The sequence below is a fragment of the Variovorax sp. P2_H12 genome (assembly GCF_056403395.1).
The window spans coordinates 46,590-62,694 of the sequence record NZ_JBFUFO010000038.1; the positions used below are offsets into that span (position 1 = coordinate 46,590).

Genomic DNA, 16,105 nt, shown 5'->3' on the forward strand with positions numbered 1-16,105 from the left:
GCAAGCAGCCATGACGCAAGCTATCGGCGTGCCTGCCGAATCCATCGTTCCACTCTCCCCCGTCGCCGTGGTGCAAAGCGCGGGCAAGGTCCGCACGCCCTGGGGCGAATGCTGGCGCCGCTTCAAGAAGCAGCCCGTGGGCATCGTCGCGGCGATCTTCGTCCTGCTGCTGGTGTTCGTCGCGGTGTTCGCACCGTGGGTCGCGCCCTTCGACGCGGAGAACTTCTTCGACTACGACATGCTGAACAGCGGGCCTTCGGCCACGCACTGGTTCGGCGTCGACCCGCTGGGGCGCGATATCTTCAGCCGCATCCTGATGGGCACGCGCATCTCGCTGGCCGCCGGCTTCCTGTCGGTGCTGGTGGGCGGCTTCATCGGCACGGCCTTCGGCCTGCTCGCGGGCTACTACGAAGGCTGGTGGGACCGCATCGTGATGCGCATCTCGGACGTGCTGTTCGCCTTCCCCGGCATCCTGCTGGCGCTGGGCGTTGTCGCCATCCTGGGCAGCAGCATGACCAACGTGGTGGTGGCGGTGTCGGTGTTCAGCGTGCCGGCCTTCGCGCGCCTCGTGCGCGGCAACACGCTGGTGCTGAAGCAGCAGACCTACATCGAGGCCGAGCGCAGCATCGGCGCGTCGGACTGGACCATCATCGTGCGGCACATCCTGCCGGGCACCATCTCGTCGATCGTCGTGTACTTCTCGATGCGCGTGGGCACCTCGATCATCACGGCCGCCAGCCTGTCGTTCCTCGGCATGGGGGCGCAGCCGCCGACGCCCGAGTGGGGCGCGATGCTCAACGAGGCCCGCGCCGACATGGTCACCTCGCCGCACGTGGCGCTGTTCCCGAGTCTGGCCATCTTCTTCACCGTGCTGGCCTTCAACCTGCTGGGCGACGCACTGCGCGATGCGCTCGATCCGAAGATCGACCGGCAGTAGTTCCTTCTTCATGTCATCCACTCCCCTGCCCTACATCGGCAACCTGCTCCAGGGCGCGCGCAACGCCATCACCGACGTCGAAGGCGTCACGGTCGGTCATCGGACGCTGGATGACGGCGACGTGCAGACCGGCGTGACGGTCGTGCGGCCGCACGCCGGCGATCCGTTCCGCGACAAGGTGCCGGCGGCCGCCGTGGTGCTCAACGGCTTCGGCAAGAGCGTGGGCCTGGTGCAGCTGGCCGAGCTCGGCGTGCTGGAGACGCCGATTGCGCTGACCAACACCTTCTCGGTCGGCACGGTGGCCACGGCGCAGATCCGCCATTGCGTGGCAGCCAATCCCGAGAGCGGCCGGTCGCTGCCCACGGTCAATGCGCTGGTCTTCGAGTGCAACGACGGTTTTCTCAACGACATCCAGCGGATGGCGATCACCGAAGCCGACTACCTGCACGCACTGGCCAGCGCCGATGCCGATTTCGCGCAAGGCTCGGTCGGCGCGGGACGCGGCATGTCGAGCTTTCAGCTCAAGGGTGGCATCGGCAGCGCCTCGCGCCGCGTGTCGGCGCCCGGTGGCGAGCTGCACACGGTGGGCGCGCTGGTACTGGCCAACTACGGGCGCCAGCCGCAGATGGTGCTTGCCGGTCACGCGGTCGGCGAACGACTGGCGGCGCAAGGCCCGGCTGTGCCCGAAGAACCGGAAAAGGGCTCGATCATCATCGTCGTCGCCACCGACGCGCCGCTCGATGCGCGTCAGTTGCGCCGGCTGGCGCTGCGCGCGGGCGCCGGGCTGGCTCGCACCGGTTCGGTCTTCGGCCATGGCAGCGGCGACATCGTGCTGGCCTTCTCCACCGCCTACACGGTGCCGGACCGGGTCGATCGCCCGATGCCGGCCATGGCGATGGTGCATGACGGGTTGCTGGACGGCCTCTTCCAGGCTGCAGCCGACAGCACCGAGCAGGCCATCCTGCACGCGCTCTGGCGCGCCACGGCCGTGACGGGCCGCGATGGCAACCACCGGGCGGCACTCAGCGAGCTGCTGCCACCCGCTTCCCTTTCCTTCTTCTCGGAATCGCGCGTTCCCACATGAAAGTCCTGATCTCCACCGACATCGAAGGCGTCGCGGGCGTCTATCACTCGGAGCAGACCCGCCCCGGCAATCCGGAGTTCGAACGCGCCCGCCTGCTGATGACGCAGGAAGCCAATGCCGCGATCGCCGGCGCCTTCGACGCCGGCGCCACCGAGGTGCTGGTCAACGACTCGCACGGCGGCTTTCGCAACATGCCGCCCGACGTGCTCGACCCACGCGCCCGCGTCGTGCAGGGCAAGCCGCGCTACCTGAGCATGGTGGCGGGCGTCGAGGAAGGCGTGGACGCGGTCTGCATGGTCGGCTACCACTCGCGCGCCCAGGGACGCGGCATCCTCGCGCACACGATCAACAGCTTTGCCTTTGCCGGCATCTGGCTGGCCGATCAGGAGCTGGGCGAGGCCGGACTCTACGGCGCCCTGGCCGGCGAATACGGCGTGCCGGTCGTGATGGGGAGCGGGGACGATGTGTTCATCGCCGAGAACCGGCCGATCTTTCCGCATGCCACTTTCGTGCAGACCAAGCGGGCCACGGGCTTCCACAGCGGTGTGTCGCTCTCGCCCGAACAGTCGCGCCAGGCAATCCGTGCCGGTGTGGCGCAGGCGCTGGCTGCGCGCTCCCATGCGCGCCCACTGGTCTACAAGGGACCGCAGGTGGTCACGCTGCGCACCCAGTCGCCTTCGCTGGCCGACCTGTTCTGCCAGTGGCCGGCGTTCGAGCGCCTCGACGGCGCCACCCTGCGTTTCACCGCCGACACGGTGGAAGCGGCGGTGCGCATGCTGAACTGCTGTTCAGCCATGTCGTCGATGTTGCGCTGATCGCGTCTGGTCATGGGGAATGACGAACCGCACCTGTTTCGTGCCCCGATCTAGGATTCAGGGCGCTGCCTGTCCATCAAGGTGTTCGACGGCAACGTCTCGTCCAGCAGCTTGCGCGCCGTCTCCACGCCCGCCACCGGCAGCCGCCCCGCATCCAGCAGCCCGATCTGCACCAGCACACTGGCCTGGTCCCAGTAGATGTGCTCGTGGTAGAGCTTGTCGCCGCGGAACTTGACCACCGCCAGCAGCGGTATCTCCACGCGCTTGCCCGTCGGCGCCACACCCGGCAGCATCCACGGAATCTCGGTGGTGTGCGTGAAACAGAACAGCATCTCGTCGACCACCTGCGACGCGCCCACGGTGCGCGAGATCGGCACCAGCGAGGTATCGGGCGGATTGCTGTTGACGAAGTGGTTCGAGTAGAAGTGGTGCAGCGCCTTGTAGCCCACGCCGCCGGTCATGGTCGGGATGTGGTTGACGTAGGGCTCGGCCACCATGGTGCCCATCGTGTCGTCGACGTTGCGCGTCGCGAACTCGTACTCGCAGTGCTTGTCCCACAGCGCGGCCAGGTCGTAGTGTGGGCCGATGGCGCTCTTCAGCGCGGCGATGCTGCGCTCGTGCGCCATCAGCGCCGAGGCCCGGTGGTAGTGCTCGCCGCCCACCCGCGCAAACGCATGGTCGACGCCGGGGTACACATGCACCTCGACGTTCGGCCGGCCGCGCAGCGCATTCACGATGCGTTCGCGTGCCTCGGGCGGGCAGAAGCCGTCGAGCTCCGCCACATGCAGCGCGAGCCGGCAGCGGATGCGGTCGGCCTCGTCGAGCGCCGCGTCGATGCCCACGCCGTAGTAGCCGACGGCCACGTCCGCATCGGTGCGGCAGGCCGCCAGGTAGGCCAGCTTGCCGCCCAGGCAGAAGCCGAGCACGCCGACCTTGGCGTCCTGCACTTCGGGCCGCCCGCGCAACGCCGTGATCGAGGCCTGCATGTCCTCCATGCCGCGGGCCTCGTCGAAGCCCTTGTAGAGAGCAAAGGCACGCTGCCAGTCGTCCGGCGAATAGCCCAGCTCAACATCGGGCTGCTGGCGCCAGAACAGGTCGGGCACGAGCACCACGTAGCCTTCCTCGGCGTAGTAGTCGGCCACGTCGCGCATGGTCTGGTTCACGCCGAAGATCTCCTGCGCGAGCACCAGGCCGGGCCCGCTGCCCGAGCGCGGCACGGCGAGGTAGCCGTTGAAGCTTCCGCTGCCGTCGGTGGCCTCGATGCGGATGTGGCGCGGGGAGGTGGATGCTGTGTCCTGCATGTGATGTGCTCCGTTCAATGGGTGGATGGGGGTGCGGGCCGCGCGCTCATGGCACGCATTCCGGATGTCGCGTCGTCACCTGGTAGTAGCCCGAATGAAAGACCAGCGGCTCGCCGTCGAAGCGGTCGTAGCGCTCGACCTCGCCGATGAAGATGAGGTGGTCGCCGCCATCGTACTGCCGCACGTTGCGGCAGGTGAAGCGGGCAATGACGCCATTCAGCAGCGGCACGCCGGCCGTACCGTCGCAGCAGTCCACGCCGCCGAACTTGTCGGCCTGCGGCGTCGAGAACTGCCGCGACAGGTGATGCTGGTGCGCCGCCAGCACGTTGATCGCGAAATGGCTGGCGCCGGTGAAGTCGGCCACGCTCGGCGCCTGCCGGGCCAGGCTCCACAGCACCAGCGGCGGGTCCAGCGAGACCGACGAGAACGAGTTGGCGGTCATGCCCACGCGGCGGCCGTCGAGGGCGCGGGTCGTGATGACGGTCACGCCGGTGGTGAACTGCCCGAGGGCCTTGCGGAAGTCGCGCCGGTCGAAGCGGTCGGCCGCCGCCTCGCGCGCCCTGGCCTCCAGGAAGCGGTCGGCCTCGACGGCATCGAACCACCAGGGCGCGAAGCCGCGCGGGTCGTCGAAGCCGTTGACGAGGGTGCTGGCGACCGCGGGCGTGTGGGTGGCGCTCTGCAGCAGCTTCTGCACGTGCGGCTTCGGGGGTGCGAGCAGGCTGTTGGTCCAGTCGGTGGCCCAGCGGGCATAGCCTTCCCAATAGCGGTCGAAGGTCTGCTGCATCCAGGCGGCGTCGAACGGCGCATCGCCGTGTTCGAGGATCCGCTTCAGGTAGATGTCGGCGGACTTGGCCGCGTTGTTGGAGCCCTGGCCGGTGATCGGGTCGTTGAGCACCACCGCGTCGGCCAGGCCCAGCACCTTGCGTCCGGAAGGCAAGGTCGCCACGGGCTTGCGCACCGTCGGCGCGAAACGCCCCGCCAGGATGCCGTGGTCGTCGGTCAGCGCGATGTCGCTGCAGCGCTCGGCTTCCCAGGGCAGGAAGGTGTCGAGGATCCACTTGCTGCGCGCCAGGTGCTCCTGCGGGGTCTTGACGTCGGCCCAGCAATCCATCGGACCGCCGGGCACGCCTTCGAACACCATGATCTCGCACGGCCCCGTGGTGGTCAGCGCCGGGAACACGAAGTATTCGCCCACGCCGGGGATCAGGTTGAAGCACACCCGCGCATACGGCAGCGCGGGCTTCATGCCCTTCACGTAGGTGAGGGCCAGTGCGCGCTGGGGCTGGTGGAAGGGCGAGCGCTCCGCGTCGCGCTCGAACAGTTGCGAGATCTCGCCCTTGCCGCTGGCGACGACCACGAGCTCGTGCGTTGCCGCGCAGGCTTCCAGCTCGGCCAGCCCCACGTCCTGCACCACCAGCCGGCCGCCGCGCTGTTCGAACTCCGCCATCCAGGCGGGGATCTTGAGCCGCTGGTCGACCGACTGCGCGGGCCCGTCGAGCTTCGCGCTCCATTCGATGGCCTTGCTGCCCTCCGGGCTGCGCACCACCATGCCGATGCCCTCCACGGAGGGACATTCGGCCGCCCACCAGTCCAGGGCCAGCTCGCGCTCGGTCTGCAGCGCAGTCTCGAACATGCACTGGCTGGACATCACCGGGCCCTCGAAGATCTCCTTCCCCGTGCGGTTCGAGAAAACCGTCACCTCGTGCCCCGCGCGCTGCAGGCCGAGCGCGAGCTGCATGCCGGACTGTCCGGCGCCGACGATGGCCACGCGTCGCTTCATGCTGGGCTCCGGCCTCAAGCGACGGCGGCGCAGGTTTCGATGTAGCGGTCGGCCTCCGCGGGGTCCGTGAACCACGGGAAGAAGGTGCGCGGATCGTCGAAGCCGTTGGCGATGGCGCTGGCCAGCGGCGGGATCGCGCCGGCGCTGCCCAGCAGCTTGAGCACATGGGGCGGCGGCGGCGCGAGCAGCATGTTGGTCCACTGCGCGACCCACTGCGCATAGCCGAACCAGTAGCGGTCGAAGGTCTGCTGCATCCACGCGGCATCGGCCACGCCGTCGCCGCGCGCGAGGATGCTCTTCAGGTAGGTGTCGGCGCACTTGGCCGCGTTGTTGGAGCCCTGGCCCGTGATCGGGTCGTTGAGCACAACCACGTCGGCCAGGCCCAGCACCTTGCGTCCGGAAGGCAAGGTTGCGACCGGCTTGCGCACCGTCGGCGCGAAGCGGCCCGCGAGGATGCCGTTGTCGTCGGTCAGCTCGATGTGTTTGCAGCGCTCGGCCTCCCAGGGCGCGAAGGTGTCGAGGATCCACTTGCTCCGCGCCAGGTGCTCCTGCGGGGTCTTCACGTCGGCCCAGCAATCCATCGGGCCGCCGGGCACGCCCTCGAACACCATGATCTCGCAGGGCCCCGTGGTGGTCAGCGCCGGGAACACGAAGTATTCGCCCACGCCGGGGATGAGGTTGAAGCACACGGCGGAGAACGGCTCGCGCGGCGTCATTCCGTTCACGTAGGTCAGTGCCAGTGCGCGCTGCGGCTGGTCGAAGGTGGACTTGTGGGCGTCGCGCTCGAAGAGCTTCGAGATCTCGCCCTTGCCGCTGGCGACCAGCGTGAGGTCGTGGCTCTGGGTGCAGGCCTCCAGCTCGTCGATGTCCGCGTCCTTGAGGATGAGTTCGCCGCCCTTCTTCTGGAACGCGTCCATCCAGGCCGGGATCTTCACGCGCTGGTCGACCGACTGCGCGCTCGAATTCAGCCGCGCGGCCCAGTCGATGGCCTTGGCGCCCTTGAGCTCGGGATGGGGCACGGCCAGCCCGATGCCGTCCACCGTGGGGCAATCGCGCCCCCACTGGTCCAGGCCCAGGTCGCGCTCGATCTGCAGCGAGGTGTGGAACATGCACTGGCTCGACATGACCTTGCCGCGGCGGATGTCCTCCCCCGTCCGGTTGCTGAACAGCGTGACCTCGTAGCCTGCGTCGAGCAGGCCGAGCCCCAATTGCAGGCCCGACTGGCCCGCGCCGACGATGGCGATGCGTTTCATTGCTTGCTCCTTGATTTGGTCAGTCCATCAACTTGGGAATGGCGGGCACGGCCTGCTCGGGGCCCATGGCGGAGTAGCCGCCGTCGACCGCGTAGTCGGAGCCGGTCACGAAACTGGCATGGTCCGAACACAGGAACAGCACCACCTGCGCGACTTCGTCCGGATCTCCGACACGCCCGAGCAGATGGAAGGGCGCGGCCACGCGATCGGTCTTGGCGCGGTCGCCGCCGCTGAGCCGGTCCATCACCGCCGACCAGGTCCAGCCCGGCGACACGCTGTTGACGCGGATGCGGTCCGGCGCCAGGTCCATCGCCATGTTGCGGGTGAGCTGCGCCATCGCGGCCTTGCTCACCGGGTAGAGCCAGCGCCCCGTCTGCGCCACGCGCGACGAGATGCTCGTGAAATTGACCACCGCCCCGCCCCCGGCCGCGACCATGTGCGGATGCACGGCCTGCAGCATGGCCACGGCGCTCGCCACGTTGACGTTGAACGAGGCGAGCCAGTCGGCGCGCGGCGACTTGAAGCCGTCGTCCACGTAGGAGCAGGCCAGGTTGACCAGGAAGTGCACGCCGCCGTGCCGCGCGGCCGCTTCCGACACGCAGGCCTGCACCTGGGCGTCGTCGGTGATGTCGGTGCGCACGAAGCGCACGCCGGCGCCGAGCGAATCCGCCAGCGGCTGGCCGTGGTCGGCATCGATGTCGGCGATGACGACCTTGACGCCGGCCGCGTGCAGCGCACGCACCACGCCGGCGCCTATCAGTGTGGAGCCACCGGTGACGATGGCGCTCTTGCCCTCGAGTCCCTTGAACATGACGCTTGCTCTCCTCGGTTAAACGGGCAGGCCGGGTTGGCCTGTGGGGCGAACGTTAGGGCCAAGCGGGGCGCTGGCGGATCCCGGAAACGCAGGCTGTGTCCCTGGCGCGCAGCTTTCATCAAAGGGCTGCCCCGAATTGTGGGCGGGGATGGTTTTTGCTACGGTGACCGACCCGATGGAAACCGCCACGACCTCACGGCTGCCGCTGCAGCGCTACCGCCTGTTCGAGAGCCACGACATGGACGAGGCGCGCGAGAGCGTGGCCCGCGTCTTCTGCCCGCACGGCCTGGTCATGCTGCGGCCTCGCACCGAGCTCGACGCCTGCCACCACAGCGCGCGCCTGTATCGGGATGTGAGCCTCAATTACGTGCAGTACGGCCCCGGCGTGCAGATCGACCCCGGCTATCTGCAGGATTTCTATTTGTTGCAAATTCCGTTGCGTGGCGGCGCCGAGATCCGCTGCGGCGCGCAGCATGTGGATGCGACGCCCCGCCTCGCCTCGCTGCCCTCGCCCACCGAACCGCTGTCGATGCGCTGGGCCGACGACAGCCCGCACCTGATCGTGCGGTTGGCGCGTTCGGCGCTGCTCTCGCGGCTCGAATCCCTGCTGCAGGCGCCCGTCAGGCAGCACCTGGTGTTCGACCTCGGCGTGCCGCTCGACAACCCCGCGCTGGCGCCGCTGGTGCACTTCATCGACTACCTGCGGCTCACGCTCGACGCCGGCAATGCGCTGCAGTCCGGCGGGCGCCTCGCCGAGCATGCCGAGGAGTACCTGATGTCGAGCCTGCTCCTGTCGGCGGGCCACAGCTATTCGCGCGCCCTGGCCGGCGAAGCGCAGCGCAGCCTGCTGCCGCGCGTGGTCCGCAAGGCACAGGAATACATGGCGGCGCATGCCGAGCAGCCGCTGTCGCTAGCCGACGTGTGCCGCGAGGTCGGCTGCAGCGCACGCGCCCTGCAACTGGCGTTTCGCCAGCATGCGGGCCAGGGGCCGATGGAGTTCCTGCGCGAACTCCGGCTCGACAAGGTGCGGGCCGAACTATTGGCGTCCGCCGGCGTCGCCGGGAGCGGTGTGCGCGAGGTGGCGCAGAAATACGGCTTTCTTCATTTGGGGCACTTCGCGGCGCAGTACCGCGCGCGGTTTGGGGAGCGGCCGTCGGAGACGCGGGGGTCGCGGGGCTGCTGACGACCCACTGAATTCAGCGGCGCGCCTCAATCCCGGTCCGGCGCTCCCAGGGGGAAGAGCGGCCGCAGTGGCCGTGCCTCCTCCACCGCCCGGGCGAAGGACGGACGGTCCAGCAAGCGCGCGCGGTAGGCGCGCAGCACTGGATACGCTGCGGAAATCCGGTGCGTCCAGTCGGCGTAGAACAGCGAGGGCGCGGCCGCGCAGTCCGCCAGCGTGAAGTCCGCGCCAGCGGCCCAGGTCCTGCCGACCAGCTGCCCTTCGAGCCAGGCGTAGGCGAGTTCCAGCTTTTCCGCGGCAAACGCCAATCCTTCCTGGCGCTTCACCGGGTCGCCCGTCAGCGCACCGCCGACCGCGTGCTGCACCACGTTCATGACGTGCAGGTCTAAAAAGCGGTCGAGAAAGCGCACGTCCAGCGCGGCCATCGGATCCGCAGGCAGCAGGCGCACCGGCCCGGGGTGCGCGAGCTGCAGGTACTCGATGATGATGCTGGTCTCGACGACGCTGCGATCTTCGTCCACCAGCAGCGGGAACTTGCGCAGCGGCCAACGGCGCAGCCACTCGGCCGCATGCTCCGGCGTATCCGGCCCGAGGCAGCGGAATTCGAAGGGCGTGCCGTTCTCATACAGCGCGATGAGCACTTTCTGCGTGTACGAGGAGAAGGGATGGCCGTAGAGCGCGAGCGACATGGTGGAATCTCCTTGTTCATACCACTTGTATTGTGCAAGTGGTCGAATCCTACGCATGCCGCTTGCATAATGCAAGTACTAATCCAAGGAGAGTCGCCGTGACGCAAACAGGACGATCAGGCTGCCCGATCAACCTGACGCTCGAACAGCTCGGCGACCGCTGGAGCCTGATCGTCATCCGCGACCTCATGTTCGGCAACAGGCGCAGCTATGGCGATCTGCTCACGCAGAGCGAGGAAGGCATCGCCTCGAACATCCTCGCAGACCGGCTCAAGCGCCTGACCGACTCCGGCCTGCTGACGCGACGCCCCGATCCGAACCACCGGCAGAAAGGGATCTACAGCCTCACGGAATCGTCCATTCAGCTCCTGCCCCTGCTCGCGCACATGGGCGCATGGGGCCGCCGACATACGCACCCGAGCAAGGAATTGTCGGTGCGCGCGGAGCTGCTGGAAAAGGGCGGCGCTCCTCTTTGGAATGCCTTCATGGACGAGCTGCGCCACCTGCACCTCGGCGCACCGCGTCCGGCGCGCTCGGTGTTCAGCGAATTGCAGGCCGCCTACGAGAAGGCACTCGCGCGCCCTGCTCCGATCGTCGGACTCAATTGACGGGTAGGCGATAAGCAAACTCGTAGCAGTGCGTGCCCTCTGCGATCACGATCTTGAACTCGCCCTCGATACCGGTCAGCGCTTGCGTTCCAGAGTCGGGAACGACGGTCACGGACAGGGAGGGTACGCCGCGGCTCATGATGCCCGTGTGCTGCAGCACGAACGAGCCGCGTTGTCCCGCCAGAACGCCGGTGACCCTCTCGATGGCCACGTAGCCAGCCGAACCCTTGATGCTCGTCCCTGCGCTCAGCATCTGTCCCTGGGTAGTGGCTTCAAGATCACCGGAGATCCGCTTGTTGATGGACATGCGGCCCAGCAGCTTCGGCTCGGCGTCCTCGCCTTCGAACGGCATGGATTGGAGTGAGACGACGAACGTGCCTTTGGCGATTTGGGTCATGGAGATTTCTTGAGCGCACGATTCACCCGGTTGGGCACGCAGGCCGCCGCTTCAGGTTCGCAAGAAACGATTAGAGCACCCTGCAGTTGCCGAACTCGCACCGGATCGCGATCGCGCGGCCGTCGCTGCAGGGCACGCTGTAGGTCTCGAAGCCGGGGCCCTTGGCAGTGAGGCTTGCCAGGGGCTGGGCGGCGCAGGCCCGGTTCTTGGCAAGCTTCTCGGCGTTGTAGGTGTCCCGGCCGGTGGGCCTGGATGCAGGCCTGTACGGAACCGGGGCAGCTTGCGTGGGCGCTTGCCCGGGCGCGGCGCCGGCCATGGCTTGCGGGCCGTAGTCGGCCTCCGGCGTGTTCGGTGCTGCGCAGCCTGCAAGCAGCGCGATCACGGCCAATGAACAAACGATCATGCGCATCGTCTACTCCTCGTTGCTTGGGCGCATCGTAGGGCAATGTTCGGAAACACGCGAGATCGAACCCTCGGCGGTATCTCGGCGAGCGCATGCGGCAGGAGCGGATCGCCTTGGCGCAAGATCGAGCGGGCGTGAAAAAAGACCGCGGTCAGCGCAGTGGCGCACGCGAGCGTCACGCAACCATCACAGTCAGGGTGTAGCCTGAGGGCAGATGGTCCGCTGGCGCTGGTAGAGGACGCTTCGGCACCCGCCCATGGAGGGCGGTTCCTCGATGCCGGCGGCCGTCGCCACTTTCCTTTCGCCAAGCATGCCGGAGCAGCGCCCGGACTTTGCCCTCAGCACCCGGGCACTTTGGGCTTGCGCCGCCGAGGGGCGCCGTGACCCGGCTCAAAAGCGGAACTAAGCCACGACCCTCCGGTTTTCCTTCGGCTGTCTCCGGGTAGCGCCTCCGTCCCGGCTACATTCGGCCAAAGGTCCCGCATCCCCGCAGCCGCCAACGATCGCGCGATGCCCGTTGAAGAAACCGCCTCGCGCGCGAACCAATGGGAGAAGCTGGCTGCAGATGCCAAGACCGCGGGGCGCGCCGCATACCGCACGGCGCTCGTACTTTCAGATCCTGCCCTAGAGGGTGAATGAGAAGGAAGGTGAGAACGGCCATGCAAACCCCAGACCTCGAGACAGTTGTGAGGGTCAGAGTCGCGCTACAGCAGGTCATCTCGGCGCGCGAGCATGGCGTCCAGGCTGTTCCGTACTTCGCTCCCACCAACATCGGCGTGCTTTCTCCCGACGAGCAGGAGAAAGAGTCGAACGTGAAGGAAGAGACCGACTACGGCAATCGCGTGCGCGCTGGCATCCATCTGACACTGTCTGCGGCGGTTGCAGCGCTGGATGTTGCAGAAGCGCTCATGAAGGATTTTGCGACTGTGGACCCAAGGGATCGGAAGCGCCAACTGGTTCGATGCTCGCTGGATGCCCGCGTTGCCAGGGACGCCGCAGCTGAAGCCGCCGCAGTCTTGTCGGGGCAGCAGGCCCCCAAATCGGATGCGATGGTGGAGATCAAGCGGCTGAAGACGGCACTCTTTCAGCGATTCGGGATGGGCAAGTAAGAAAGTGGCGCGCCATGGCTCACAGGCGCTCGTCGACTTGGTTCTGCCAGACGCGGAACGCCGGATCGCATGACGCCCGCAGGAGCCCCACTATCACCGAGCAGGAGGAATGACCATGACGGAGCCAGGAAATCTCGAAGATGAAGAGCTGCTCAACCGAGCCCATCAGCTGCGCCTGCTGGCTTTGCGCGGTCATTCCGAGTCGGGAAAGCGTGCCCGGCTTCACGAGGTCGAGGTGCGCCGACGCTTCGGTCTTGCCACCACGATGAGCGCCCCACTCGAATCGGCGCCGTCGCGCCGCCGTCCGTTCTGGCGAATCTGGTGAACCCCCTTGACTTGCCTTTATTGGTGGATTGCGGGCAACGCAAGACGATGTCCCGGCGGAGAGTGTGAGATTCGAACTCACGGACGGTTGCCCGTCGGCAGTTTTCAAGACTGCTGGTTTAAACCACTCACCCAACTCTCCTGGACTGCCTTCGTCGCGCGGGAAGGCAGGGTCGCAATTTTAGTCTGAGCCGTGGGCGGCCCCGGCCGCGGAAGCCGGCGCCCATCCCCGTAGCACCAGGTCCGCGATGCCTTCGGCCCACACCCGGCGCTCCTCCGGCCCCGCCAGGGGTTTCGAGATGAAGAAGCGCACCCCGCCGAAAGCCAGGTTCGACAGCTGCACCGCGGCCAGTTCGGGCGACGGCACGCGCAGCCGGCCCGCGCGGTGCGCCTCGGCCAGGTACTCGACCACCGGCGCGATCACGTAGCTGTTCTCCACGTAGAGCGACTTCGCCAGCTCGGGGAAGCGCATCGCCTCGGCGATCACCAGCCGCATCAGGGCCAGGGTCTTGGGCTCGGTGGCGCTCAGGTACAGCCGCTCGACCAGGTCGATCAGCGTCTGGCGGTCGTCGCTGCCGGGGTGCACCAGGGCGTTCTGCATGGTCTCGCGCGCATTGCTGACCGCACGGTGCGCCACTTCGCGGAACAGCGCCTCCTTGTTGTCGAACTGGCGGTAGATCGTGATCTTGGCCACGCCGGCCTCGCGCGCGATGGCCTCGATGCTGGTGGCCGAGTAGCCCTTCTCCAGGAAGGATTCCAGCGCCGCCGCCAGGAAGGCTTCGCGCAGCGCAGCCGCCTGCTCGGGGCTGGGCCGGCCGCGCGAGCGGCGCTTGGTTGTCTCTGTTGTCTCTGAGAGGTCGGTGTCGTTCTTGTCCATGGGCTGTTGCTCGTCGTCAGTCCGGCAGGAAGATGGACTGCAGATCGCTCAAGAAGTCGAAGCCACGCGTGGTCGGCCAGACGCGCGCCAAGTCTCTTTGTATCAAACCTTTGCGCTCGGCCTCTTCAAGACCGCGCTGGATGGAGGTAATGGCCAGGCCGGTGCGCTCGCCGAACTGCGCCAGCGTGAAGCCGTCTTTCAGCCGCAAGGCATTGAGCATGAATTCGAAGGGCAGCGCGCCGATGCCGACGTCGTCGCTCTGGGCGACGGCACGGCCGGCGAGCGCGTTGTCCATGTACAGCCGCGGCTCGCGAAAGCGCACCTGCCGCACCACCCGGTGCGCGAAGCTCAGCTTGCTGTGGGCGCCGGCGCCGATGCCCAGGTAGTCGCCGAACTGCCAGTAGTTCAGGTTGTGCGCACAGACGTGGCCGGCGCGCGCATAGGCCGAGATCTCGTAGCGCTGGAGGCCGCTGGAGGCCGTGCGCTCCGTGATGCGGTCGAGCATCTCGTAGGCCGCGTCGTCCTCGGGAATGACGGGCGGAAACTTGGCGAAGTAGGTGTTGGGCTCGATGGTCAGGTGATAGACCGACAGGTGCGGCGGCTGCAGCGCCAGCGCCTGGTCGAGGTCGGCGTCGAGGCCTTCCAGGGTCTGGCCCGGCAGCGCATACATGAGGTCGAGATTGAAGGTGTCGAAGGAGGCCGCGGCCTCCTCCACCGCGGCGATCGCCTGGGCGCGGTCGTGCACGCGGCCGAGCGCCTTCAGATGCTCGTCGTTGAAGCTCTGCACGCCGACCGACAGCCGCGTGACGCCGGCCGCCCGGTAGGCGCGGAAGCGGTCGCGCTCGAAGGTGCCGGGGTTGGCCTCCAGCGTGATCTCGCAGTCGGGCGTGAGCTTGAGCCGCGCGCGCAGGTCGCCGATCAGGCGGTCGATGGACGCCGGCGAGAACAGGCTGGGCGTGCCGCCGCCGATGAAGATGGTGTGCACGGTGCGGCCCCACACCAGCGGCAGCGCGGCGTCGAGGTCGGCCACCAGGGCGTCGAGGTAGCGCTGCTCGGGCAGGGCCTGGTCGGTGGCGTCGCCGCCGCCGCGCCATTCGTGCGAGTTGAAGTCGCAGTACGGGCACTTGCGCAGGCACCACGGCAGGTGCACGTAGAGCGACAGCGGCGGCAGTGCCGCGAGCTGCAGCGGGCCCGGCCGCATCAGGTGCAGCACGTCGTTGGCGCCGGCCGCGCCATCGGCCGCCTGCTCGGCGCCGGTGGCGATCGGGATGACGGCGGTCACGGCTGCAACCAGCGCTCGCGCATCAGGGCCAGCATGGCGCGCGCCGCCTGGCCGCGATGGCTGTTGGCGTTCTTCACGTCGGTCGGCAGCTGGGCGAAGGTCTTGCCGAACTGCGGCAGGAACATCACGGGGTCGAAGCCGAAACCGTTGTCGCCCACGGGCTCGCGGGTGATCTCGCCGGGGGCGCGGCCGACCGCGATCAGCGGCTCGGGGTCGTCGGCGCTGCGCAGCGCCGACGCCCGGCAGGCCACCGAAGGCGTCGACGCACAGGCCCGCATCGTCGGCGATGGCCGGCAGGCCGGTGGCGGCCGCGGCATGGCGGGCCTTGGCGAGCGCGTTCTCGACGAAGGTGCGAAAGGGTTCGTCGGCCTCGCCGACGCCGAGTTCGGACTGCCGCACCAGCTCGACGCCGAGCGGCGCGAACAGGGCCTGCAGCTCGGCGAGCTTGCCGGCGTTGTTGGAAGCCAGGACCAGTTTCATTGCCACGGGGCGCAGGTGCGCGGGGTCGTTTGCTTCAACTGGCGAGCGCCTGCGTCTGCAGCACGGTCAGCTCGACGATGCCCTTCTCGGCCAGGGCCAGCAGCGCGTTCATCTCCTCGCGAGAGAAGGCGGCGCCTTCGGCCGTGCCCTGCACTTCGACGAAATGGCCGGCGCCGGTCATGACGACGTTCATGTCGGTGTCGCAGGCCGAGTCTTCGGTGTATTCGAGGTCGAGCAGCGGCGTGCCCTGCACGATGCCGACCGAGATGGCCGCCACGTGGCCGAGGATCGGCGTCGCCTGGATCTTGCCGGCGGCCAGCAGCTTGTTGACCGCGTCCTGCGCGGCCACGAAGGCGCCCGTGATGGCCGCGGTGCGGGTGCCGCCGTCGGCCTGCAGCACGTCGCAGTCGAGGTGGATGGTGCGCTCGCCGAGCGCCGCCAGGTTGAACACCGCGCGCATCGAGCGGCCGATGAGGCGCTGGATCTCCTGCGTGCGGCCGCTCTGCTTGCCCCGGGCCGCTTCACGGTCGCTGCGGGTGTGGGTGGCGCGCGGGAGCATGCCGTATTCGGCCGTGACCCAGCCTTCGCCGCTGCCGCGCTTGTGCGGCGGCACCTTCTCTTCGACCGAGGCGGTGCACAGCACGCGCGTCTGGCCGAACTCGATCAGCACCGAGCCCTCGGCGTGGATGGTGTAGCCGCGGGTGATGCGCACGGGGCGCAGCTGGTCGGCCGCACGGCCGCCGCTTCGAACGAAAACTGTCATGGTGATCCG

The 16,105-nt window shown here is 68.0% G+C and carries 17 protein-coding genes, 1 tRNA gene and 2 pseudogenes; 7 read left to right on the plus strand and 13 right to left on the minus strand.

What is annotated here, in order from left to right:
* Positions 1–10 precede the first annotated feature (10 nt).
* Genes gsiD through AC1DYK_RS26730 form a run of 3 tightly spaced genes read left to right on the plus strand, consistent with a single transcriptional unit; the run spans position 11 to position 2,836 of the window.
* Positions 11–937, plus strand: a complete 927-nt coding sequence (gsiD, locus tag AC1DYK_RS26720) for a glutathione ABC transporter permease GsiD (protein WP_478169054.1) — start codon at positions 11–13, stop codon at positions 935–937.
* Positions 938–947: 10 nt separating this feature from the next.
* Positions 948–2,021, plus strand: a complete 1,074-nt coding sequence (locus AC1DYK_RS26725; RefSeq protein ID WP_478169055.1) for a P1 family peptidase — start codon at positions 948–950, stop codon at positions 2,019–2,021.
* Entirely contained in the window at positions 2,018–2,836 is an 819-nt protein-coding gene (locus AC1DYK_RS26730; protein ID WP_478169056.1) for a M55 family metallopeptidase, read from the plus strand. Before AC1DYK_RS26725 ends, AC1DYK_RS26730 begins: the two co-directional genes overlap by 4 nt.
* Before the next feature lie 50 nt (positions 2,837–2,886).
* Here the strand turns inward: AC1DYK_RS26730 and AC1DYK_RS26735 are convergent, their stop codons facing one another.
* The 5 genes and pseudogenes from AC1DYK_RS26735 to AC1DYK_RS26755 all read right to left on the minus strand — a co-directional run bounded on the left by AC1DYK_RS26735 (position 2,887) and on the right by AC1DYK_RS26755 (position 7,981).
* Positions 2,887–4,137, minus strand: coding sequence for a dienelactone hydrolase family protein (locus AC1DYK_RS26735; protein WP_478169057.1), 1,251 nt, complete (start codon positions 4,135–4,137; stop codon positions 2,887–2,889).
* A 46-nt stretch (positions 4,138–4,183) separates the two neighbouring features.
* Entirely contained in the window at positions 4,184–4,708 is a 525-nt protein-coding gene (locus tag AC1DYK_RS26740; protein ID WP_478169098.1) for a flavin reductase family protein, read from the minus strand.
* Positions 4,682–5,917, minus strand: a pseudogene (locus AC1DYK_RS26745) (styrene monooxygenase/indole monooxygenase family protein); the annotation flags it as partial. The gene AC1DYK_RS26740 and the pseudogene AC1DYK_RS26745, both read right to left, overlap by 27 nt.
* A 14-nt stretch (positions 5,918–5,931) precedes the next feature.
* Complete coding sequence (locus tag AC1DYK_RS26750; RefSeq protein ID WP_478169058.1) at positions 5,932–7,170, minus strand: styrene monooxygenase/indole monooxygenase family protein; 1,239 nt, start codon at positions 7,168–7,170, stop codon at positions 5,932–5,934.
* Between the two features lie 19 nt (positions 7,171–7,189).
* On the minus strand, positions 7,190–7,981 hold the full coding sequence (locus tag AC1DYK_RS26755; RefSeq protein WP_478169059.1) for an SDR family oxidoreductase: 792 nt from the start codon (positions 7,979–7,981) through the stop codon (positions 7,190–7,192).
* Positions 7,982–8,159: 178 nt separating this feature from the next.
* On the opposite strand from AC1DYK_RS26755, the gene AC1DYK_RS26760 reads away from it, so the two are divergent.
* Positions 8,160–9,167: an AraC family transcriptional regulator gene (locus tag AC1DYK_RS26760; RefSeq protein ID WP_478169060.1), complete on the plus strand. Its 1,008-nt coding sequence runs from the start codon at positions 8,160–8,162 to the stop codon at positions 9,165–9,167.
* A gap of 26 nt (positions 9,168–9,193) precedes the next feature.
* On the opposite strand, the gene AC1DYK_RS26765 is transcribed toward AC1DYK_RS26760, so the two are convergent.
* Positions 9,194–9,853 (minus strand): glutathione S-transferase family protein, encoded by a 660-nt coding sequence (locus tag AC1DYK_RS26765; protein ID WP_478169061.1) that lies wholly within the window; start codon positions 9,851–9,853, stop codon positions 9,194–9,196.
* A 98-nt stretch (positions 9,854–9,951) separates the two neighbouring features.
* Between AC1DYK_RS26765 and AC1DYK_RS26770 the strand changes: the two genes are divergently transcribed.
* On the plus strand, positions 9,952–10,461 hold the full coding sequence (locus AC1DYK_RS26770) for a winged helix-turn-helix transcriptional regulator (RefSeq protein WP_478169062.1): 510 nt from the start codon (positions 9,952–9,954) through the stop codon (positions 10,459–10,461).
* Here AC1DYK_RS26770 and AC1DYK_RS26775 read toward each other — a convergent pair.
* Positions 10,454–10,858, minus strand: coding sequence for a DUF3224 domain-containing protein (locus AC1DYK_RS26775; protein WP_478169063.1), 405 nt, complete (start codon positions 10,856–10,858; stop codon positions 10,454–10,456). The genes AC1DYK_RS26770 and AC1DYK_RS26775 overlap by 8 nt on opposite strands.
* 70 nt (positions 10,859–10,928) lie before the next feature.
* Complete coding sequence (locus tag AC1DYK_RS26780) at positions 10,929–11,267, minus strand: hypothetical protein (RefSeq protein ID WP_478169064.1); 339 nt, start codon at positions 11,265–11,267, stop codon at positions 10,929–10,931.
* A 653-nt stretch (positions 11,268–11,920) separates the two neighbouring features.
* Between AC1DYK_RS26780 and AC1DYK_RS26785 the strand changes: the two genes are divergently transcribed.
* Both AC1DYK_RS26785 and AC1DYK_RS26790 read left to right on the plus strand, forming a co-directional pair.
* The gene (locus AC1DYK_RS26785; protein ID WP_478091943.1) at positions 11,921–12,370 is read left to right on the plus strand and encodes a hypothetical protein; all 450 of its coding nucleotides are present in this window, start codon (positions 11,921–11,923) and stop codon (positions 12,368–12,370) included.
* 115 nt (positions 12,371–12,485) lie between these two features.
* Positions 12,486–12,695 carry a hypothetical protein gene (locus AC1DYK_RS26790; RefSeq protein ID WP_478169065.1) on the plus strand — a complete coding sequence of 70 codons (210 nt, stop codon included), beginning with the start codon at positions 12,486–12,488 and terminating at the stop codon, positions 12,693–12,695.
* A gap of 56 nt (positions 12,696–12,751) precedes the next feature.
* Here AC1DYK_RS26790 and AC1DYK_RS26795 read toward each other — a convergent pair.
* From AC1DYK_RS26795 to rph, 5 genes and pseudogenes are all read right to left on the minus strand, one after another.
* Positions 12,752–12,836: transfer RNA gene (locus AC1DYK_RS26795), tRNA-Ser, on the minus strand.
* Positions 12,837–12,875: 39 nt separating this feature from the next.
* Entirely contained in the window at positions 12,876–13,571 is a 696-nt protein-coding gene (locus AC1DYK_RS26800) for a TetR/AcrR family transcriptional regulator (protein WP_478169066.1), read from the minus strand.
* 16 nt (positions 13,572–13,587) lie between these two features.
* Positions 13,588–14,772, minus strand: a complete 1,185-nt coding sequence (gene hemW / locus AC1DYK_RS26805; RefSeq protein ID WP_478169099.1) for a radical SAM family heme chaperone HemW — start codon at positions 14,770–14,772, stop codon at positions 13,588–13,590.
* Between the two features lie 77 nt (positions 14,773–14,849).
* Positions 14,850–15,333 (minus strand): annotated as a pseudogene (locus tag AC1DYK_RS26810) (non-canonical purine NTP pyrophosphatase).
* 34 nt (positions 15,334–15,367) lie between these two features.
* On the minus strand, positions 15,368–16,096 hold the full coding sequence (rph, locus tag AC1DYK_RS26815) for a ribonuclease PH (protein ID WP_478169067.1): 729 nt from the start codon (positions 16,094–16,096) through the stop codon (positions 15,368–15,370).
* Positions 16,097–16,105: the final 9 nt, after the last annotated feature.